Annotated in this window: 23 protein-coding genes; 14 read left to right on the top strand and 9 right to left on the bottom strand. The window is 71.1% G+C overall.

What is annotated here, in order from left to right:
- The first annotated feature begins 1 nt into the window (after position 1).
- Both ABD292_RS20205 and ABD292_RS20200 read left to right on the top strand, forming a co-directional pair.
- On the top strand, positions 2 to 1300 hold the full coding sequence (locus ABD292_RS20205) for a hypothetical protein (RefSeq protein WP_344209372.1): 1299 nt from the start codon (positions 2 to 4) through the stop codon (positions 1298 to 1300).
- Between the two features lie 124 nt (positions 1301 to 1424).
- Positions 1425 to 3179 (top strand): DEAD/DEAH box helicase, encoded by a 1755-nt coding sequence (locus ABD292_RS20200; RefSeq protein WP_344209370.1) that lies wholly within the window; start codon positions 1425 to 1427, stop codon positions 3177 to 3179.
- Between the two features lie 18 nt (positions 3180 to 3197).
- Here the strand turns inward: ABD292_RS20200 and ABD292_RS20195 are convergent, their stop codons facing one another.
- Genes ABD292_RS20195 through ABD292_RS20185 form a run of 3 tightly spaced genes read right to left on the bottom strand, consistent with a single transcriptional unit; the run spans position 3198 to position 6034 of the window.
- Positions 3198 to 3713 (bottom strand): GNAT family N-acetyltransferase, encoded by a 516-nt coding sequence (locus tag ABD292_RS20195; protein ID WP_344209368.1) that lies wholly within the window; start codon positions 3711 to 3713, stop codon positions 3198 to 3200.
- A gap of 49 nt (positions 3714 to 3762) precedes the next feature.
- Complete coding sequence (locus tag ABD292_RS20190) at positions 3763 to 4938, bottom strand: hypothetical protein (protein ID WP_344209366.1); 1176 nt, start codon at positions 4936 to 4938, stop codon at positions 3763 to 3765.
- Positions 4928 to 6034, bottom strand: a complete 1107-nt coding sequence (locus tag ABD292_RS20185; RefSeq protein WP_344209364.1) for a helix-turn-helix domain-containing protein — start codon at positions 6032 to 6034, stop codon at positions 4928 to 4930. The genes ABD292_RS20190 and ABD292_RS20185 overlap by 11 nt, the downstream gene beginning before the upstream one ends.
- Before the next feature lie 328 nt (positions 6035 to 6362).
- Here ABD292_RS20185 and ABD292_RS20180 point away from each other — a divergent pair, with 328 nt between their 5' ends.
- The gene (locus ABD292_RS20180; RefSeq protein WP_344209362.1) at positions 6363 to 6587 is read left to right on the top strand and encodes a hypothetical protein; all 225 of its coding nucleotides are present in this window, start codon (positions 6363 to 6365) and stop codon (positions 6585 to 6587) included.
- A gap of 141 nt (positions 6588 to 6728) precedes the next feature.
- Positions 6729 to 7106, top strand: coding sequence for an STAS domain-containing protein (locus tag ABD292_RS20175; RefSeq protein ID WP_344209360.1), 378 nt, complete (start codon positions 6729 to 6731; stop codon positions 7104 to 7106).
- A gap of 6 nt (positions 7107 to 7112) precedes the next feature.
- On the opposite strand, the gene ABD292_RS20170 is transcribed toward ABD292_RS20175, so the two are convergent.
- From ABD292_RS20170 to ABD292_RS20160, 3 genes are all read right to left on the bottom strand, one after another.
- Positions 7113 to 7628: a hypothetical protein gene (locus ABD292_RS20170; protein WP_344209358.1), complete on the bottom strand. Its 516-nt coding sequence runs from the start codon at positions 7626 to 7628 to the stop codon at positions 7113 to 7115.
- A gap of 131 nt (positions 7629 to 7759) precedes the next feature.
- The gene (locus ABD292_RS20165) at positions 7760 to 8329 is read right to left on the bottom strand and encodes an isochorismatase family protein (protein ID WP_344209356.1); all 570 of its coding nucleotides are present in this window, start codon (positions 8327 to 8329) and stop codon (positions 7760 to 7762) included.
- A 14-nt stretch (positions 8330 to 8343) separates the two neighbouring features.
- Positions 8344 to 9627, bottom strand: coding sequence for a nicotinate phosphoribosyltransferase (locus ABD292_RS20160; RefSeq protein ID WP_425565130.1), 1284 nt, complete (start codon positions 9625 to 9627; stop codon positions 8344 to 8346).
- Between the two features lie 46 nt (positions 9628 to 9673).
- Between ABD292_RS20160 and clpS the strand changes: the two genes are divergently transcribed.
- The 5 genes from clpS (at position 9674) to ABD292_RS20135 (ending at position 12311) form a co-directional block, all read left to right on the top strand.
- Positions 9674 to 9967, top strand: coding sequence for an ATP-dependent Clp protease adapter ClpS (clpS, locus tag ABD292_RS20155; RefSeq protein WP_026215058.1), 294 nt, complete (start codon positions 9674 to 9676; stop codon positions 9965 to 9967).
- 37 nt (positions 9968 to 10004) lie between these two features.
- Positions 10005 to 10529 (top strand): DUF2017 domain-containing protein, encoded by a 525-nt coding sequence (locus tag ABD292_RS20150; protein WP_344209351.1) that lies wholly within the window; start codon positions 10005 to 10007, stop codon positions 10527 to 10529.
- 10 nt (positions 10530 to 10539) lie between these two features.
- Positions 10540 to 10941 carry a M67 family metallopeptidase gene (locus tag ABD292_RS20145; protein WP_344209349.1) on the top strand — a complete coding sequence of 134 codons (402 nt, stop codon included), beginning with the start codon at positions 10540 to 10542 and terminating at the stop codon, positions 10939 to 10941.
- A 145-nt stretch (positions 10942 to 11086) separates the two neighbouring features.
- Positions 11087 to 11362, top strand: a complete 276-nt coding sequence (locus tag ABD292_RS20140; protein WP_020546633.1) for a MoaD/ThiS family protein — start codon at positions 11087 to 11089, stop codon at positions 11360 to 11362.
- Position 11363: 1 nt separating this feature from the next.
- Entirely contained in the window at positions 11364 to 12311 is a 948-nt protein-coding gene (locus ABD292_RS20135) for a PLP-dependent cysteine synthase family protein (protein ID WP_344209346.1), read from the top strand.
- A 49-nt stretch (positions 12312 to 12360) separates the two neighbouring features.
- Here the strand turns inward: ABD292_RS20135 and ABD292_RS20130 are convergent, their stop codons facing one another.
- Together ABD292_RS20130 and ABD292_RS20125 are read right to left on the bottom strand one after the other, a co-directional pair.
- Complete coding sequence (locus ABD292_RS20130) at positions 12361 to 14172, bottom strand: DUF3352 domain-containing protein (protein ID WP_344209344.1); 1812 nt, start codon at positions 14170 to 14172, stop codon at positions 12361 to 12363.
- Between the two features lie 87 nt (positions 14173 to 14259).
- On the bottom strand, positions 14260 to 14586 hold the full coding sequence (locus ABD292_RS20125; protein ID WP_344209342.1) for a hypothetical protein: 327 nt from the start codon (positions 14584 to 14586) through the stop codon (positions 14260 to 14262).
- A 111-nt stretch (positions 14587 to 14697) separates the two neighbouring features.
- Between ABD292_RS20125 and ABD292_RS20120 the strand changes: the two genes are divergently transcribed.
- The 3 genes from ABD292_RS20120 to ABD292_RS20110 all read left to right on the top strand — a co-directional run bounded on the left by ABD292_RS20120 (position 14698) and on the right by ABD292_RS20110 (position 17290).
- Positions 14698 to 15489, top strand: coding sequence for a thioesterase family protein (locus ABD292_RS20120; RefSeq protein WP_344209340.1), 792 nt, complete (start codon positions 14698 to 14700; stop codon positions 15487 to 15489).
- A gap of 113 nt (positions 15490 to 15602) precedes the next feature.
- A complete protein-coding gene (gene murI / locus ABD292_RS20115) occupies positions 15603 to 16541 on the top strand; it encodes a glutamate racemase (protein WP_344209338.1) in 939 nt (312 codons plus the stop codon).
- The gene (locus ABD292_RS20110; protein WP_329583981.1) at positions 16538 to 17290 is read left to right on the top strand and encodes an MBL fold metallo-hydrolase; all 753 of its coding nucleotides are present in this window, start codon (positions 16538 to 16540) and stop codon (positions 17288 to 17290) included. The genes murI and ABD292_RS20110 overlap by 4 nt, the downstream gene beginning before the upstream one ends.
- Here ABD292_RS20110 and ABD292_RS20105 read toward each other — a convergent pair.
- Positions 17275 to 18522, bottom strand: a complete 1248-nt coding sequence (locus ABD292_RS20105; protein WP_344209334.1) for an MFS transporter — start codon at positions 18520 to 18522, stop codon at positions 17275 to 17277. The genes ABD292_RS20110 and ABD292_RS20105 overlap by 16 nt on opposite strands.
- A 68-nt stretch (positions 18523 to 18590) precedes the next feature.
- On the opposite strand from ABD292_RS20105, the gene rph reads away from it, so the two are divergent.
- Both rph and rdgB read left to right on the top strand, forming a co-directional pair.
- Entirely contained in the window at positions 18591 to 19310 is a 720-nt protein-coding gene (gene rph / locus ABD292_RS20100) for a ribonuclease PH (RefSeq protein WP_344209332.1), read from the top strand.
- Positions 19307 to 19897: an RdgB/HAM1 family non-canonical purine NTP pyrophosphatase gene (gene rdgB, locus ABD292_RS20095; RefSeq protein WP_344209330.1), complete on the top strand. Its 591-nt coding sequence runs from the start codon at positions 19307 to 19309 to the stop codon at positions 19895 to 19897. The genes rph and rdgB overlap by 4 nt, the downstream gene beginning before the upstream one ends.
- Positions 19898 to 19916 lie beyond the last annotated feature (19 nt).

The raw sequence follows: 19916 nt of genomic DNA, 5'->3' as shown, positions 1-19916 counted from the left end.
CATGGAGGATGATCACCGGGTCTGGCCGCCTCTCCCGCCGGGGGCCAGGCACCGCCGCAGTCCTCCGACGGACGGCGACGAGCGGGAGGCCGCGCCCCCGGAGGAGCTCGTGGGCCGCCGGCGCGGGCATCCGCTGGACCTGGAGCCGGGGGAGACCGTGGAGCTCGACGAGCCCTGGAACCCGCGCATCCGGCGCACCACTCCCCGCGCCGCCCATCCGCGGTCGGGCCGGAGCCCGTACCCGGACGCGACGACCACCCGCAGGGACGCCGGTGGGGATGTCGACGATGACGTGGACGGGCAGACCGGCTGGGGCACGTCCGGGGACGACAGGGACGTCGGCTGGGGCGCCGTAGAGGACGACAATGGCAGGGACGCCGGCTGGGGCGCTTTGAAGCCCGGCGGCGGAGACGCCGGCTGGGGTGCGTCCAGGGACGACGACAGGAACGCCGGCTGGGGCGGCGTGGAGGACGATGACGGAGACGTCGGCTGGGGCGCTTTGAAGGACGGCGGCAGGGACGCCGACACGGGCAGTCTCAAGAGCGGTGGCAGTCCGTCCATCGCCACCGACGACGACCCGGACGCCGAGTTCTGGGGCGAGTCGTCGTCGGACCCTGAGCCGGTCTCCTGGCGGTCGCCGTTCCGGTTGATCCCGTCCCCCGCGTCCAGGGAGAGCTCCACGGAGGCCCTGCCGCCCTCCGCCCGCCTCTACGGCACCCCCGCCGCCCCCGGCACGCGTACGGCCCCCGCAGGGATGCCGCGCCGCCTGGCGTTCGCGCTGGCGGCGCTCCTGACCGGCGCGGCGCTCGTGGCGGTGGCGATCAACCTGGCGCCGCGCCTCGTCGCGCCTCAGCCCGGGCCGGAGGCCGGGACGGGCAGGCTGATCGACGGCCTGGCCGGGGTGGCCGCGACCCTGCCGGACGGCTGGTACGTCGCGCCCGTGCCCCCCGTGTCCGGCTTCACCTCGGTGGCCAGGGACGGAGCCGGCGGCCTGGTGATGGCCCGCCCTCTCCCCGAACCCGTCGCGGACGCCAAGGAGGCCACGGCCGAGGCCGCCGAGCTGTACTCCCGGCTGCTGCTCAAGGGCGACCGCGTCAAGGTCGTCGAGGACCGGCAGATCCCCGGCGGGCACACGCGGGCGCTGCGCGCGGAGTACCGTGACGTGGTCAACCGGCCCGCGTACCTGAGAGTGATGCTCCTCACGCGGGGCGAGCGGAGCGTGCTCCTGCTCGGCCTGCTGCAACCCGAGCAAACCCCAAGCAGACAGGCTCTCGACACGGTGCTGACGAGCCTCCGATAAGCCGCATAGCACGTGAGGACGACCTTGGCCAGAATCCACGGCTCACGGCACGTCTTGTCAGTGGGCCCGATTACTCTTGGGTCACTGTGAGAGAGCGAAGCACACGAACCCCAGAGGTGATGCGGTGAGCACCTTCGCCGCGTCCCACCTGTCTCCTTCCTATCCCGACCGGGCCGCGTGGGGCACCGCTCCCAAGCTGCGCGCCTGGCAGCAGGAGGCGTTCGACCTCTACTTCCGGCGCGAGCCGCGTGACTTCCTCACCGTGGCGACGCCGGGCGCGGGCAAGACGACCTACGCCCTGCGCATCGCCAGCGAGCTCCTGTCCCGCGGGGTGATCAGGGCCGTCACCATCGTCACCCCGACCGAGCACCTCAAGCGTCAGTGGGCCGACGCCGCGGCGCGGGTCGGCATCGGCATCGACCCCGAGTTCAAGAACAGCCAGGGCACCACCTCGCGCGACTACACCGGCGTCGCGGTGACCTACGCGCAGGTCGCGATGCACCCGGCGCTGCACAGGGCGCGCACCGAGGCGCGCAAGACGCTGGTCATCTTCGACGAGATCCACCACGCGGGCGACGCCAAGTCGTGGGGCGACGGCGTGCGCGAGGCGTTCGAGCCGGCCGCCCGACGCCTCCAGCTCACCGGCACCCCGTTCCGTTCCGACGACAACCCGATCCCCTTCGTCGCGTACGAAGAGGACGCCGAGGGCCTCAAGCGCAGCGTCGCCGACTACTCCTACGGCTACGGCCCCGCGCTCGACGACGGCGTCGTCCGCCCGGTGATCTTCCTCGCCTACAGCGGCGAGATGAAGTGGCGCACGCGGGCCGGCGACGAGCTGGCCGCCACCCTCGGCACCCCGCTCACGAAGGACCAGCTCTCCCAGGCGTGGCGGGCCGCGCTCGACCCCAAGGGCGACTGGATCCGCCAGGTCATGCAGGCCGCCGACCGGCGGCTGACCGAGGTGCGCCGGGGCGTCACCGACGCGGGCGGCCTGGTCATCGCCACCGATCACGAGACCGCCCGCGCCTACGCCAGGCACCTGCGCAACATCACCGGCGAGGGCGCCACCGTGGTCCTGTCCGACGATCCCGGCGCCTCGAAGAAGATCAAGCAGTTCGCGGCGTCGCAGGATCGGTGGCTGGTCGCCGTCCGGATGGTCTCGGAAGGCGTCGACATCCCGCGTCTGTGCGTCGGCGTCTACGCCACCTCCACCTCCACGCCGCTCTTCTTCGCGCAGGCGGTGGGGCGGTTCGTCCGCGCCCGCAAGCGCGGCGAGACGGCCTCGGTCTTCCTCCCCTCGGTGCCCATGCTCATGGGGCTGGCCAACGAGATGGAGGTCGAGCGCGACCACGTGCTCAACAAGCGGCCGCCGGAGGACGGGCTCGACGACTCGCTGCTGGAGCAGGCCAACCGCAAGCAGGACAATCCCGACGTCCTTGGCGACGAGCTGCCGTTCGAGACGATGGAGACCTCGGCCACGTTCGACCGGGTGCTCTTCGACGGCGGCGAGTTCGGCACCGGGGCCGCGATCGGCTCCGCCGAGGAGGAGGACTTCCTCGGCCTGCCCGGCCTGCTGGAGCCCGACCAGGTGGCCACCCTGCTGCGCAAGCGTCAGTCGGACCAGCAGGCGGCCAGGCGCAAGCAGGAATCGGCCGAGCCGGCCGCCCCGGCCCTGGCCCCGCACGAGCAGGTCGCCGAGCTGCGCCGCGAGCTCAACGGCCTCGTCGGCGCCTGGAACCACCGCACCGGGCAGCCGCACGGCGTCATCCACGCCGAGCTGCGCCGCGTCTGCGGCGGCCCGCCGATCGCGCAGGCGACGTCGGAGCAGATCCAGGAACGCATCGACATGATCCGCCGCTGGGCCACCCAACGCCGTTGACCTCCCGCAGGCCCTCGGTCAGCGGTAGCGGTTGTGGCCGAGGTGGCGGATCATGATGCGGCAGACCTCGGGGCGGCGTTCGCGGGTCCCGTCGGCGTGATAGACGACCTCCGTCGTGGCGACCGGCCCGTGGGGCCATTCGGCGTAGCCGCGGCGGCGGTACAACCGCTGCGCGTCGAGATTGTCCAGGTCCACGCCGAGGGCGACGCGGTCGTGGCCCTCGGCGTGCAGCCGCTCCTCGGCCGCCCACAGCAACTCGGTCCCGATGCCCTGGTTGCGGCGTGGCGCGGCCACCTCCAGGTGGGTGAGCAGCGCCACGCCGGGTAAGTGCGCGCGCAACTCGGGTTCCTCGGCGGGCGCCAGCCACACGTACACGTCGCCGACCGCCACCTCCCGCTCCCAGGCCACGAGGAGGAAGCCGTGCCCGGCGTCCTGCAGGGCCAGCCGGTCGTGGAAGTAGTGCTCCTGCCCAAGCGAGCGGACGAGGGGACTCAGGTCCGCACGGACGGCTTGGCGGATGTCGGGGGCGCCCACGGAAGCACACGTTCCCGGAGGGCGGTGCCACGAATCTTGCCGAAACCGGTCAACCCGCCACGGAACCGTACCAATGCAGTCCGCGCTCGCCGTCCTTCACCAGCCACTTGACCGCGTCCGCGGCGGCGAACTCCAGGTGCGGGAGCTCGTCGAGGTGCGCCGCCCAGCGCTCGCGGTCGACGGCCCACGCCTTCAGGTAGCCTGCGCACAGCTCCGGCTCGATGCGGCGCAGCCGGCCGAGCGCGGCGAGCAGGGAGTTCTCCATCGCGTGCCGGTTGTGCCGGGGCCCCGGGGGCAGGCGGCGTACCCGGCTCAGCACGTCCTCGACGAAGCGCTGCCGCCTGGCGAGGAAGTCCCTCCAGTACGCGGCGTCGGCCGCCGCGCCCCATTCGGCCGTCGGATCCCCGTCCAGCAGCCAGTAGACGCCTTCGGCCAGCACATCGCCGAACTCCTGGTCGCGCGCCCGCACCGGCCGGTCGAACGGGTCGTACGGCCGCTGCCTGACCTGCCCGGCCACCGCGAGGCGGCGCAGTCTCCGCTCGCCCAGCAGGTAGAACCAGTCCTCGTTGTAGACGTTGGGGAAGAAGGAGGGCGTGCGCCCCGGATCGACGGCGACGGCCAGCGCGCCCCCGCCCACGAACGACTCCTGGTGCCCGCCGGTGAGGCGATGCGCGTGGCACACCACCGAGTTGTCCGGATAGCCGCCGATGTGCATGCCGACGACGTCGTACGTGTCGAGCAGCGCCGCGGCCCGTTCGACGTCCGCCTGGCGGCCCACCTCGATGTCGTCGTCCAGGAAGACGATCCGCCGCCAGCCGAGCAGCCGGGCCAGCAGCAGCCCGGTGTTCCGCTTGGCGCTGAGGTCGGTCGTCCGCGCGAACGGGGTGTCCCGCAGCACGGCCGTGGTCTCGAAGTCGGGCAGCCGCAGCCGGTCCACGTGGTCGACGTCGGCGCTGATGTAGCGCAGGCCGTCCGGCATGGCCTGGGCCGCCTCCCTGGCCCGGCTCCAGTTGCGGCTGTGCAGCGACACCAGGTGGCAGCCGAGGTCGAGGGCGAGCCGGGTCGCGTACGTCAGCCAGCGCGGATGCCGGATCGTCGGGACGATGATCGCGTCGATGGCGCCCCGGCCGTGCGCCGGCTCCTCGCCGGCTTCGAAAATGTCGATGAGGTGCCGGTGCGAGCCGTGGTGGTGCTCGGTGCCGCCGCGCGGCCTGTCATGCCTCACGGGCGTCCGGCCACTCGTGCAGCCGGTACGACTCCTGGGTCCAGTCGGGTGTGACCACGGCCCGGCCCTCGATCCTGACGCGCATGAGGATGCTGTAGGACTGCGCGTCGCCGAAGCGGTCGCGCAGGTAGGCGGCGTTGCGGTCGCGGAAGCGCGCGTCGGTGAGCGCGCGGACCGCGCCGTAGACGCCTCTGGCGTACATGCCGTTGCAGATGGTCAAGGTGCGCTCGTGGTTGTCCGGGTTGACGCCGCGGTAGAAGAAGGCGACGTCTTCGAGCAGTCGTACACTATCGCCGTTGCGCACGGTCACGGGGTGGTGCCTGCGCGTGTCGCCCCCTTCGCCGACCTCGAAGTACGGCCCCCGCTCGCCGTCCCAGTCGGACACCTGCCGCACCGGCAGGTCGGACATGCGGGCCAGCGTGGAAGCGGTGACCTCGTTGTAGTCGACGCCGCCGAGCAGCGCGACGTGCGTGGTCAGGTCGTCGGAGCGCAGATCCTCGGTGGCGCGCAGGGTCACCTGGCTGTGCGGGTTGGCGGCCCGCAGATGCCCCCATAACTCAAACAAGGAGTCGAGGTCGGAGTATTTGTAGAGCTCGATGTAGTCGCCCTGGGTCGGGACGGCGAACGGGATCCTGGCCCGCTCCTCCTCCGGGACCTGCGAGCAGATGATCGTGATCGGCTCGCCCTCCGGGAAGTGCCAGGGGCCGGCCAGCAGGGCGTCGCCGGTCCCGCCCGCACCGCCGCCCTCCGCCGCGACCTGGTGGCGAAGGGCCGCCTGGCGCAGCCGGGTCAGCTCGGCCAGCAGCTTCTTGTGCTCGTCCAGCTCGTCGGAGGTCAGCTCGGACAGCGACGGCACGCGGGCGACGCCGCCCGCGAGCGAGCGCCGGGTCGCGAAGAAGGCGGCGTACTTCTCCAGGCGGTGCAGGGGAGGGATCTTGGCCGTGGTGGCGGACTCCCAGGAGGAGATCAGCGGGACGCTGACCCCGAACGCCTCCCGCAGCTGCGCCTGGGTGACCCGCAGGTCCGGCCAGTGGCTGTCGCGGAGCTCACGCAGACGCCGGGCCAGCGCGGTCCGCGCGGAATCGTCGCCGCTCATGCCTGCCTCATTCAACTTCAGCAATTTCTAGTGAACATACACCTCACCGCGAAATCTGCAGAGAACTCGCAGCTAGGCCCAAACACGTGAGCTACGCAGGGAAACGTCGCGCACGAAAGACAACAGTCTAGCCAGACATCTCTCACCGATGGGAAGGAATGCCCGGCTTCAGCCAGGGAATCATTCAAGCAATAAGTTCGCGGTTAATAAACTGAAGTTAACTGAATGGAGGTGAGATGGTTCAGGCCGCGAGCTGACGACTCCTCCCACACCCCACCCCGGAGCGGCCCCCTCACCCAGTTTCTCGTCTCCGTACAGGGATCACCTCATGATGTTCTCGGCTTCCTCCCTTGTCCTGACCGCTCTCCAGACCGCCGGCAGCAGAGGCGTCTCCCTGCTGCTCCTGACCATGCTGATCACCTCCGTGGTGGCCGCCATCCGCTGGACGGCCCGGCGGACCCGGGTGCTGGTGGTGATCAGCGGCACCGCCGTCCTGCTCGTGTTCCTCGTCGTGCTGGTCCTCGCCTACCTCGTCGTCAGCGGGCTGACGTAAGAGGTGTCATTCGGCCGCCTCGCACCCGCCGGGTCTGAACCATACGCATTTGGCCACAGAGCAGTGACCTTCCGTTAGAGACCCGGCAGAAGCGGCAACAACTCTCTTGGCTCGCGTTGATGCGCAGAAGGACTCCCGCCCATGTCATATGAGGCCAACCGAAAATCGACGCTCAACGTCTCTTCCGGCCTCTCGCGCAACGCCGTGATCCTTCGGCTCGAAGGCGAGCTCGACGTCAACGCGGTGCCTCTGCTGCGGGAGCACCTGGAGCTCGTCTGGGAGCTGCCGCCGCCGCCGTTTCTCATCCTCGATCTCGCCGAGGTGCAGTTCTGCGACTCGATGGGCATGAACGAGCTCGTCGGCGTCATGCAGCGCTGCGAGGCCCGGGGCACCCGGCTGCTGCTCGGCGGGGTGCAGGGCGTGATGGCGCGGGTGTTGTCGATCACGGGGCTGCGGCACGCGTTCGAGGTGTTCGCGCAGTTCGACGACGCGCTGCGGCTCGCGGTCGCGGCTCCCTGACGTCGCTCAGCCGCGCGGCGGCGGGATGCGACGGCCGTTGCGGCCGTCGACCGGGACGCGGGCGGCGTCCTTCGGCAGCGGCACCGTGACCGCCGCGGTGCGGCCCTTGACGTGCACCGGCAGGGTGTAGGCGAGCCGCCCGCCGCCGGTCGGGGCAGCGTGGCCGGTGTGCAGCCAGACCAGCAGCCGCCGGCCCTGCGAGCGCATCGCGACCTCCGCCGTGTCGCACTCGTGGCGGCGGGCCGCCCAGGTCAGCACGAGGCTCGTGCCCAGCCGGGCCGAGCGCGGGGTGGGGGCGCGCCCCGCGCAGGACGCCTCCGCCGGCGGGACGTCGTGGGCCACGACCGTGTGGTCGGGGGTCGCCTGCGGCGCGGCGAGCCGGCCCATGACGATCGTGCCGGCCTCCAGCAGCAGCAGGGTCACGATCGCGCCCGCTCGCTCCAGCGGACGGCCTCGGAACAGGAGCCAGAGGCTCAGCGGAGCGAGGAGCAGCCAGGCCGCCCCGAGTGAGAGGGCCAGCATGGGAAACCTTCGAGATAGAGGATCATGTGTCACTCTCCGTACTACTGCGGCTCCGGAGAGGGTTCATCCTCTTGATTATCACATGACCGCTGCGTTGCGAAGCGCGTACGCAACGTGAACGGCGGTTGCGGTCAGCCCGTAACGGGAGCCCCCGTCAGCGTGGCGCCCGCCCGCTCCAGCTCCGCCCTCGTGGCCTCGGTCGTCTCCGGCGACACCCCCGCCGTGAGGTCGAGCAGCACCCGCACGGTGAGCCCGTGCTTCATGGCGTCGAGTGCGGTGGCGCGCACGCAGTGGTCGGTGGCGATGCCGACGACGTCCACCTCGTCCACCCCGCGCTCGCGCAGCCAGTCGATCAGCGTGACGCCGTCGCCGCTCTCGCCCTCGAAGCCGCTGTAGGCCGCGGTGTACGCGCCCTTGCTGAAGACCTCCTCCACCGCCGAGACGTCGAACGACGGGTGGAAGTCGGCGCCCGGCGTGCCCGCCACGCAATGGGCGGGCCAGGAGGAGACGTAGTCGGGGGACTCGGCGAAGTGCTCGCCGGGGGAGACGTGGTAGTCGCGGGTGGCCACCACGTGGTCGTAGCCGTGCTCGCTCACGTGGCGGGTGATCGCCGCCGCCACGGCCGAGCCGCCGGCCACGGGGAGACTGCCACCCTCGCAGAAGTCGTTCTGCACATCGACGATGATCAGCGCGGTGCCCATAAGAGCACGATACGTCACGCGAACTCGGTCGGGATGGCCGCGTACCCCCTGCCCAGGTGCAGGGCCTCCAGGGGGAGGGTGGAGACCGCGCGCCGGTGGCGCTCGCGGGCCTCGTCCAGGGACTCCCTGCCGATCACCTTGCCGTCGCGCACCAGGTCGCGCAGCAGGGGTATGCCGCCCGCGGGAGCAGGGCCGCCGGTGGTGATGAGCTCGGTCTCGATGTGTCCGGAGTCGTCGAGCAGCCGGTACGCGTCCTTGCGCCCGCCCCGCGACGGCTTGCCCACCGAGCGCTTGGCCACGGCCTCCAGCTCGCCGCTCGCGGTCTCGCGCGCCACCAGCTTGTACACCAGCGCCGCCGTCGGCACCCCGGAGCCGGTCACCAGCGAGGTGCCGACGCCGTAACCGTCCACGGGGGCGGCGGCGAGGGCGGCGATGGCGTACTCGTCCAGGTCGGAGGTGACGAGGATGCGGGTGTCGAAGGCGCCGAGCGCGTCGAGCTGCCGGCGTACCTCCTGGGCCGCGGCGGCGAGGTCGCCGGAGTCGATGCGGACCGCGCCCAGCTCGGGCCCGGCCAGCTCGACCGCCGTGCGCACCGCCTCGGCCACGTCGTAGGTGTCCACCAGCAGGGTGGTGGCGGCGCCGAGCGAGGCGATCTGCGCCTCGAAGGCCGCCCGCTCGCTGTCGTGCAGCAGCGTGAAGGCGTGGGCGGCGGTGCCCGCGGTGGGGATGCCGTACCGGTGGCCGGCCATGAGGTTGGAGGTCGAGGCGAAGCCCGCGATGTAGGCCGCGCGGGCCGCCGCCACGGCCGCGTCCTCGTGCGTACGCCGCGAGCCCATCTCGATGAGGGGCCGCTCGCCGGCCGCGTTCGCCATGCGGGAGGCCGCCGAGGCGATCGCGCAGTCGTGGTTGAGTATCGACAGGATCAGCGTCTCCAGCAGCACGGCCTCGGCGAAGGTCCCCTCGACGACGAGGATGGGGGAGGCGGGGAAGTAGAGGTCGCCCTCCTGGTAGCCGCAGATGTTGCCGGTGAACCGGTAGTCGGCCAGGAACGCCAGGGTGGCCTCGTCGACGACCCGGTGATCGCGCAGGAAGGTGAGTTCCTCGTCACCGAAACGGAAGCGTTCGAGCTCGTCGAGGACACGCCCGGTGCCCGCGACGACTCCGTACCTGCGGCCGCCCGGCAGGTGGCGGGCGAACACCTCGAAGACCGCGCGCCGGTGCGCCGCGCCGCTGCGCAGGGCCGCCTGCAGCATCGTCAGCTCATAGTGATCTGTGAGCAACGCAGTGCTCATGGTCATTGTCACGACTCGAAGACTACGACTCAGATAGGGCAGACTTGCGGATGTGGGTACCACCGCTCCAATCGCCGTCGAGCGTCCGTCATCGGACGTCCGGCCCGATCTGCCCTGGGTAACCATCGTGTGGAACGACCCTGTCAACCTGATGTCCTACGTGACCTACGTCTTCCAGACGGTCTTCGGCTACACCAGGGAGAAGGCCGAAAAACTCATGCTGGACGTGCACCACAAGGGCAAGGCCGTGGTGTCCAGCGGCACGCGCGAAGAGATGGAGCGCGATGTGCAGATTCTCCACTCCTACGGCTTGTGGGCGACGCTCCAGCCGGATTCGGTCAAGTAGGGCGTATGACGCTCTCGACGCGCGTGAAGAGGTGCGGGTGAGTTCGGGGTTCTCGCCGGGGGAGGGCGGGCGGGTGGTCGCGCGGTTCGAGACCGCGGAGATCTCCCTGCTGCGCTCGCTGGTGTCGATGATGCTCGGCCTCGTGCCGCCGGGGGAGACCAGCGACGATCCGCTGGAGCGGGCGCTCGGCATCGGCGGGGGCGAGGCGCCGTCGGACCCGGTGCTGGCGCGGCTGTTCCCCTCGGCGTACGAGGACGAGAAGGACGCCTCCGAGTTCCGCCGCTACACCGAGGCGACGCTGCGCGAGGGCAAGCGGGCCGACGCCCAGACCGTCCACGACACCGCCGCTCCCGGCCGCTTCGAGCTGACCCCGGAGCAGGCGCAGGCGTGGCTGCGCGCGCTCAACGACGTCCGCCTCACGCTCGGCACCAAGCTGGAGGTGACCGAGGAGGTGCACGACGAGATCGCGATGATGTCCGAGGACGACCCCCGCTACCCGGCGTACGTGACCTACGACTGGCTGACCTACCTCCAGGACAGCCTGGTCCGGGCCCTCTGGTAACTTCCGGGCCATGCTGTCGATCGCGCAGGAACTCGCTGACAAGATCGTCGCCCATGCCCGGGCCGACCATCCCGACGAGGCGTGCGGGGTGATCGCCGGCCGCAATGGTGTGCCCGAGCGGTTCATCCCGATGGAGAACGCCGAGCGTTCGCCGACCTTCTACCGCTTCGACTCCAAGGAACAGTTCCGCGTCTGGCGCGAGATGGACGACCGCGACGAGACGCCCGTCGTGATCTACCACTCGCACACGGCCACCGAGGCCTACCCGTCGCGCACCGACATCGCCTACGCCTCCGAGCCCGACACCCACTACGTGCTGGTCTCGACGCGCGAGGAGGGCGAGACGGAGTTCCGCTCCTTCCGCATCCTCGATGGGGTGGTAACGGAGGAAGAGGTAGAGTTCCTCCCATGATGGTCCGGCCTGTGCAGAGCTTCCTCTTCGCGCACACTCCGGCCGTCGTCGTCTACGACTGTCGCTGAGCGTGGAACACCTGCCACACCCTGGGCGTTGACGCCCGTTGGACGACGACAGACCACTCATGAGGAGACTGACCGCGATGGCCATCGAGGTTCGCATTCCGACGATCCTTCGCAACTACACCGACGGCGCGAAGGCCGTGAACGCCGAGGGCGCGACCCTGGACGAGCTGATCACCAACCTGGAGACCAACCACCCGGGCATCAAGAACCGCCTGGTGGACGAGGCCGGCGGCCTGCGCCGCTTCGTCAACGTCTACCTCAACGACGAGGACGTGCGCTTCCTCGGCGGGCTCGGCACCCCGGTGTCCGACGGTGACACGGTGACCGTCCTCCCCGCCGTCGCCGGCGGATGACATGCGTTTCGAATCGCTGATCGACTCGGTGGGCCGCACGCCGCTCGTCGGCCTGCCGAGGTTGTCGCCGTCCGATGACGTACGGATCTGGGCCAAGCTGGAGGACCGCAACCCGACCGGCTCCATCAAGGACCGGCCCGCGCTCTGGATGGTCGAGCAGGCCGAGAAGGACGGCCTGCTCACGCCCGGCTGCACGATCCTGGAGCCCACGAGCGGCAACACCGGCATCTCGCTCGCCATGTCGGCCAAGCTCAAGGGCTACAAGCTGATCTGCGTCATGCCGGAGAACACCTCGGAGGAGCGCCGCCAGCTCCTGCGCATGTGGGGCGCGGAGATCATCTCCTCGCCCGCCGCCGGCGGCTCCAACGAGGCGGTCCGGGTCGCCAAGCAGCTCGCCGCGGACAACCCGTCGTGGGTCATGCTCTACCAGTACGGCAACCCGGCCAACTGGCGCTCCCACTACGAGACCACGGGCCCCGAGATCCTCGCCGACCTGCCCACCGTCACGCACTTCGTGGCCGGGCTCGGCACCACGGGCACGCTCATGGGCGTCGGCCGCTTCCTGCGCGAGCGGGTGCCCGACGTGCGGATCGTGGCCGCCGAGCCGCGGTACGGCGAGCTGGTCTACGGCCTGCGCAACGTGGACGAGGGCTTCATCCCCGAGCTCTACGACGAGTCGGTGCTGACCACGCGCTTCTCGGTCGGCTCGGCCGACGCGCTGCGGCGCACCCGCGAGCTGCTGGCCGCCGAGGGCATCTTCGCCGGCGTCTCGACCGGGGCCGCGCTGCACGCCGCGCTCGGCGTGGCGAAGAAGGCGGTCCAGGCCGGCGAGCGGGCCGACGTCGTCTTCGTGGTGGCCGACGGCGGCTGGAAATACCTGTCCACGGGCGCCTACGAAGGCACCCTGGACGAGGCCGAGGAACGCCTCGAAGGCCAGCTCTGGGCCTGAGCGCACGAGAAAGGGCGGCCCCGAAGGGCCGCCCTTCATCACGCGAGGGTCAGTTGAACAGCACCCGGAGCGAGAACGTCGCCTCCGAGTCGGTCATCTTGCCGCTCAGCCCCACGGCCCGCAGCACCTGCAGGTTGGCCTTGTCGTCGCCGTCCATGGACTCCAGGTAGAGGCTCTCGACCTTGTCGAGGTCCACGAAGAGCGCGTAGTTGGCCTCGTCGCCGTCCGCGACCGCGGTCTTGTACGTCTCAGAGTCGCCGAGCGTGCCCTCCTCCGACAGCGACTTGGCGTAGGCGTCGCTGGTCGCCACCGTGAAGACGCCGTCGCCGGTGACCTTGGCGATCTTCGGGGCGGGCTGGCCGCTCGCCGTCATCGCCTGCTGCACCTTCTCGAAGACGGCCTGCGCCTTGGCCGGGTCGGTGGCGATGCGCACGCCCGCCTTGAGCTGGTCGCCGCTCAGGCCCTCGGAGTCGACCGCGACCGTGAGGTTCTTGCCGAGCAGCGTGGCGAGGTCGCCGGGCAGGCTGAGGCCGTACTTGGTCTTGGCCTGCTGGAGGAGCTGCGTGATCTCGGCCGAGCCGGTCGCCGTGGCCTGCTTCTCGATCTCCGCCCACTGCTTGGTGACCACCTGGTCGAGGCCGGAGATCGACAGGGCGCCCGCGGTGGAGGCGGGCAACGTGCCGAGGTTCGCCTGCGGCAGGTCGCCCTCCGGCGTCATGCCCTTGGCCCCGCGCACGGTGCCGGCCAGCTCGACGTAGGAGCTGTCGAAGCGGAGCGCGCCGGCGAAGCGGGCGTCCTTGGCCTGCTCGACCGCCGCGCGCTGGTCGGCGGGGATCTCCTTGCCGGCCAGGTCGATGAGGCCCCCCATGTCGGTCCAGAACGACAGCACGCCCTGCTCGCCGACGGCGCCCATGTCGTCGCTGAACTCGGCGTTGTCGGCCAGGCTGCCGTCGGCGCGCGCGTACTTGTCGGCCAGCGCCTGGGTCGGGGTGAGCAGGGCGTAGTCGTCGCGGAAGGCGATGCCGTACTTGTCGCCCTCCATCAGCTTGGCGATGCCGGCCTTGGCCTGCTCCTGGTCCTTGACCTGGACGGCCACCGCGAAGTCGGGCTCGGCCTTGCCCGAGGGCACGGCGGCGAAGCCGACCCTGCTGCCCAGCCACGGGTCGACGTCCTTCGCGAAGTCGAGCTTGCCGTCCGAGTCCTTGTTCAGGGTGTCGAACAGCGCCTTGCGCGGGTCCTCGCCGGAGAAGGCGTCCTTGGTGACCGTGAACTTCCTGGCGAGCTGAAACAGCGCCAGCTTCTGGTTGGCGGCGGGGTCCAGGTCGAGGCGGGCGTAGGCGATCGCGTTGGCGGGCAGGACGTCGGCCGGCTGCGTGCCGCCGCCGCCGAGCGCGCCCACGGCCCAGACCGCGCCGCCGCCGAGCACCACCACGGCGAGGGCCGCGGCGCCCGCGACGAGCCAGCTCTTGCGGCCCTTCTTCGGGGGTTGCGCGGGCGGCTGCTGTTGCTGCTGCCAGCCCTGCTGCTGGCCGTAGAGGTCCTGCTGGGCGTAGGCGCCCTGCTGGGCGTACTGGGGCTGGGTGTACTGGCCCGGCTGGCCGTACTGGGGCTGCTGCCCGTACTGCTGCTGCCCGTACTGCTGCTGGCCGGACTGGCCCTGCTGCCCGTACTGCTGCTGACCGTGTTGGGGGCCGTACTGGCCCTGTTGGATCTGCTCCTGCTGCCAGCCGCCCTGAGGAAGCTGCTGCTGGGGCGACGGCTGGCCCTGCTGTGGCGGATAGGGCTGGCCCTGGTTCCAGTTGTATGCCTGGGTGCGGTCGGGATCCTGCCCAGCACCGTAAGGGGGGTTATTCGCAGACATCACTTCACTCACAATGTGGACTTCTGGCCACATCGGAACATAGTGCCTGCTGCTTATCAGGCGCTTGCAGAACGCTGGATCCCGCCCTTACACGCGGTCAAGCTCGCCCTTCAAGACGCTGATGTGCACCTCGCCCCCGCCGTAGTCCTCCACGTGCGCCCAGGGGACGAACGCGCATCCGGCGTACAGCACCCGCGCGAGCGCCTTCGACACCCAGGGCGAACGCCCCTCGCGCTCGCGGGTGAGCCCGAGCAGGAGCGGGGCGCGGACCTGGGAGACCACGAGCCCGTAGACCGTGTGACTCTGCTGGAGCTCGCCCTTGTGCCGGACCACCCGGATGTCGACCACGTGCCCGACCCACACCCCGTTGGCGTCCCAGACGGCCTGGCCGATGAGATGGGTAACAGTTGCCATGATCAAACTGTCTCAGTCCGATCACGTTTCCCCAGGTAGGCGCGCGGATGTGGGGATGCCGTAGAGTATGGGGCGACTAGAACATAGTTCCAGACTTCACGGGTGAGGCGGATGACGAAGTTCGACGAGGCAACGCAGGCGATCAAGATCGACGACACCACGTACGACGTGTGCCTCGACACCGGCTACTCGATCGGCGGCCCGCTCAACGGCGGCTACCTCATGGCCGTGATCCTGCGCGCGGCGGTCGACGCCTCGCCGTTCGAGCACCCCGTGAGCACCACCGCGCAGTTCCTCAAGGCGCCCGTCCCCGGGCCCGCGCAGGTGCGGGTGGAGCCGCTGAAGGCGGGCCGGACGGCCGCGTTCGCCCGTGTCACGCTCGTCCAGGACGGCACGGCCAAGATCGAGGGACTGATCACCACCGCCACGCTCAGCGGCGCGACCCCCGACTACCAGGACGACGAGGTCCACCCCATGCCGCCCGTCGAGGACTGCCTCAGGCTCCCCGACCCCAAGCCCGAGTCCGGCATGACGCTGAACGCCCAGATGGACCTGCGCTTCGACCCGCCCACGATCGGCTGGCTCAAGGGCGAGCCGACCGGCCGCCCCGAGTCGCGCGCCTACTTCCGCATGGCCGAGCCGCAGGACCCGGACCCGTACGTGCTGGCGCTCGCCGTGGACGCCCTGCCCCCCGTGGTCTTCTCGGCCGGGGCGCGCGGCTGGGCGCCGACCGTGGACCTCACCTGGCACCTGCGCGCCCTGCCCGCCCCCGGCTGGCTCACGCTCATCGGCGGCGGCCGGATGATCTCCGACGGCTGGTTCGACGAGGAGGTCGAGGTGCGTGACTCCACCGGCCGCCTGGTCGCGCAGTCCCGCCAGCTCGCCCGGGTGGGCAGGGGCTGACCGGCGGCGAAGGGTACGGATGTGACCAAGGCGACATCGCATCCTGCTCACGAGTCGCACATGTGAGCATTCTTACGCAGTGTTGATCGCCCAGGTCGCCTACCCTCTGAAGCGTGCCGGACACGAGCATCGGGATATTCGACAGCGGGGTCGGCGGCCTGACGGTCGCCCGCGCGATCATCGACCAGCTTCCCCACGAGTCCATCACCTACGTGGCCGACACGGCCCGGCAGCCGTACGGGCCGAAGAGCATCCCCGAGGTCCGCGCCTGCGCGCTGGAGGTGATGGACCACCTCGTCGAGCTCGACGTCAAAATGCTGGTGATCGCGTGCAACAGCGCCAGCGCCGCCGTGCTCCGCGACGCCCGCGAGCGCTATGACGTGCCCGTCGTCGAGGTGATCCACCCCGCCACCAGGCGCGCCGTGCGGGCGACCCGCAACGGCAGGGTCGGCGTGATCGCCACCAGGGCCACCATCGAGTCCATGGCCTATCACGACGCCTTCACCGCGGCTCCCGACGTGCAGCTCACCGGCGTGGCCGCCCCACGCCTGGTGGAGTACGTCGAACGAGGCGAGACGATGAGCGGCGAGCTCATCGAGGTCGTACGCGACTACCTGGAGCCCGTCAGGGCCGCCGGGTGCGACACTCTCATCCTCGGCTGCACCCACTATCCGCTGCTCGCCGGCGCGATCTCGTACGTCGCCGGCGAGGAGGTCACGCTGGTCTCCAGCGCCGACGAGACGGCCAAGGACGTCTACCGGATCCTGCACGACCGCGGCCTGGCGTCAGGAGGCGGGACCACCCCCCGGCACCGCTTCCTCGCCACCGGCGACCCCCGGCTCTTCGCCCGCCTCGGGCGGCGGTTCCTGGGGCCCGAGATCGACGCGGTCGAAGTCGCACCCGTGGGGGGTACCACCGTGAACGGCCGCCCGGCCCGTCCGGCGCCCGCGCCGCTGGCCGCTCTCGGCGGCGGCTGGGGGGTGCTGGACGCCCGAGCCGCGCGGCCGAGCCGCGACGCCGCCGAGCGTCGCAACGAGAAGGAGCCCACATGAAGGTGACCGTCGTCGGCTGCTCCGGAAGCTACCCGGGCCCCGACAGCCCCGCGTCCTGCTACCTGCTCGAAGCCGACGGCTTCCGGCTGCTGCTCGACCTCGGCAGCGGGGCGCTCGGCGCGCTCCAGCGCCACATCGGGCTGTACGACGTGGACGCGATCTGCCTCTCCCACCTGCACGCCGACCACTGCCTGGACCTCTGCGGCTACCACGTCGCCCGCACCTACGGGCCGCGGGCGCCCTACCCGGTGCTGCCGGTGCACGCGCCGGCCGACGCGCCCGCCCGGCTGGCGGCCGCGTACGGCATGCCGGACGAGCCCGGCCTGGAGACGGCGTTCGACTTCGTGCCGCTGGAGCCGCGCAGCTTCGAGCTCGGCCCGTTCACGGTCACCGCGGGGCTGGTCAACCACCCCGTGGAGGCGTACGGCTTCCGGGTGGCCGCGAACGGGCGCGTGGTCGCGTACTCGGGCGACACCGGCGAGTGCGAGGAGCTGGTCACGCTGGCCAAGAACGCCGACCTGCTGCTGTGCGAGGCGTCGTTCGTCGAGCGGCCCGACCTGCCGGCCGGCCTGCACATGACCGGCCGCCAGGCCGCCGAGCACGCCGCCGCGGCCGGCGTCGGCCGGCTCGTCCTCACCCACCTCGTGCCGTGGAACGACCAGGCCGAGGTGCTCGCCGAGGCCGGCCGCGGCGGCTACGGCGGCCCGATCGAGCTGGCCCGCAGCGGCGCGGTCTACGACCTCGCCTGAACCTCGCCCGCCTCGTCGAACTCCCGCATCCGCGGCAGCGGCGAGAACAGCAGCGGCACGAACGCCAGCGCCCGGCCCGTCAGCAGGATCCACAGCGCCTGACGGACGCCGAGCTGCGCGGCGATGAGCCCGCCGAGCAGCGCGCCCACCGGCATCGTGCCCCACACCAGGAAGCGCACCGAGCCGTTGACCCGGCCGAGCAGGTGCTCGGGGGTCACGGTCTGCCGGTAGGTGAGCTGGCCGATGTTGCTCATCGCCGCCGCGTACGAGATCGCGAACGAGGTGACCGCGAAGAACGACGCCCGCCAGTCCGCCTGCGTCATCGGCAGCAGCAGGCAGAACGGCGGGACGATCACGGCGGCCAGCCAGGTCACCCGCGCCGCCCCCAGCCGCCGCGACAGCCGCCCCGCGCTCAGCCCGCCCACCATGCCGCCGACGCCGCCGGCGGTGAGCAGCGCGCCGAGCAGGCCGGGCTCCAGCCTGACCACGTCGGCGAGGAACAGCACCGACAGGCCGAGCACGCCGCTCACCGACAGGTTGCTGATGGCGGACGACGCCGTGAACATCCGCATCAGCCGGTCCTGCCACAGGAAGGCCAGCCCCTCGCGGATGCCCCGGAGCAGCGGCTCGCGCCCGTCCGCCCGGCGCGGCTCGTCCGGCGTCCTGATGGTGGTCAGGAACAGCATCGAGGCGAGCGAGCCGAGCGCGGTGGCCGCGATCGTGCGCGAGGCGCCGACCAGTTCCACCAGCGCGCCCCCGATCGCGGGCCCGGACAGGAACGACGCCGCGCGCACGGTCTCCAGCTTCGCGTTGCCGTCGGCGAGCTGCGGTCCTCGTACGAGTCTCGGCAGGTACGTCTGGTCGGCCACGTCGTTGAACACCTGAGCGGTGCCCGCGAGCAGCGCGACCACGCATAACATCGGCATCGTCAGCACACCCAGCTCCGCCGCCACCGGAACGCTCCCGACCAGCACGAACCTGGCCAGGTCGGACGCCATCATCACGCGCCGCCTGCGCATCCGGTCGACCCACACCCCCGCGGGCAGGCCGATCACCAGATAGGCGGTGGTCTGCAACGCCGTGAGCAGGCCGACCTCGGCCGGCCCGGCATGCAACACGAGTACGGCCACCAGTGGAAGCGCGACCCGGGAGATGTTCGCCCCGAGTTCGCTGGCCAGATGTGAGCTGAGGAACCGGAGGAAGTCAGGGTTGCGCAACACCCCCGTTGTCATTGCGTAAGGATCCATGTGGCCGACACATTTGGTCAAGAGCGTCGTGGGGCGGAGATAGGGTGATCTGCATGTCCCGACAGGATGGCCGCAACCCTGACCAGCTCCGTCCCATCACGATCACCCGCAACTGGCTGGCGCACGCCGAAGGTTCGGTGCTGGTCGAGTTCGGTGGCACGCGGGTGCTCTGCGCGGCCTCCGTCCAGGACAGCGTGCCGCGCTGGCGGCGGGGCAGCGGCCAGGGCTGGGTCACGGCCGAATACGCGATGCTGCCGCGGGCGACCAACACCCGTAACGACCGCGAATCGGTCCGCGGCAAGATCGGCGGGCGCACCCACGAGATCTCCCGCCTGATCGGCCGCTCGCTGCGCGCCTGCGTCGACTACAAGGCGCTCGGGGAGAACTCCGTGCTGCTCGACTGCGACGTGCTGCAGGCCGACGGCGGCACCCGTACGGCCGCGATCACCGGCGCCTACGTCGCGCTGGCCGACGCCGTCGCCTGGATGCGCGAGCGCCGCATGTGCCCCGGCGACCCGCTGATCGGCTCGGTCTCCGCCGTCTCCGTCGGGGTGGTCGGCTCGGTGCCGATGCTCGACCTCTGCTACACCGAGGACGTCGCCGCCGAGACCGACATGAACGTCGTCATGACCGGCGAGGGCAGCTTCGTCGAGGTGCAGGGCACCGCCGAGGGCGCCCCGTTCGACCGCGCCCTGCTCGACCGGCTGCTCGACCTCGCCGTGGCCGGGTGCGAGGAGCTGACGCTCATCCAGCAGGAGGCCCTGCAGTCATGAGGATCGTCCTCGCCACCCGCAACCCTGGCAAGATCGCCGAGCTGCGCCGCATCCTGTCGGGCTTCGACATCGTCGGGCTGGAGGAGTTCCCCGAGATCGGCGACGTCGCCGAGACCGGCGTCACCTTCGAGGACAACGCCCTGCTCAAGGCGCACGCCGTCGCCCAGGGCTCGGGCCTGCCCGCCGTCGCCGACGACTCCGGGCTCTGCGTCGACGTGCTCAACGGCATGCCGGGCGTTTTCTCCGCCCGCTGGGCCGGGCGGCACGGCGACGACCGCGCCAACCTCGACCTGCTGCTCGCCCAGGTCTCCGACGTGCCCGACGACAAGCTGAGCGCCCACTTCGCGTGCGTCGCGGCGCTGGCGCTGCCGTCCGGCGAGCAGCGCGTGGTCGAGGGCACGCTGCCGGGGCACCTGGTGAGGACGCCGCGCGGCGAGCACGGCTTCGGCTACGACCCGATCTTCGTACCCGAGGGCGAGCAGCGCACGACCGCCGAGCTGGCCCCCGAGGAGAAGGACGCCATCAGCCACCGAGGGCGGGCCTTCCGGGCGCTCGCGCCGCTGGTGCGCGACCTGCTCGCCACCTGATCGTCTCTGCGCTGATCGG

This window comes from Nonomuraea bangladeshensis (genome assembly GCF_039529455.1).
Lineage (GTDB): Bacteria > Actinomycetota > Actinomycetes > Streptosporangiales > Streptosporangiaceae > Nonomuraea > Nonomuraea bangladeshensis.
The sequence above is the reverse complement of the archived record's forward strand: the minus strand, read 5'-3'. Positions and strand labels throughout refer to the sequence as shown.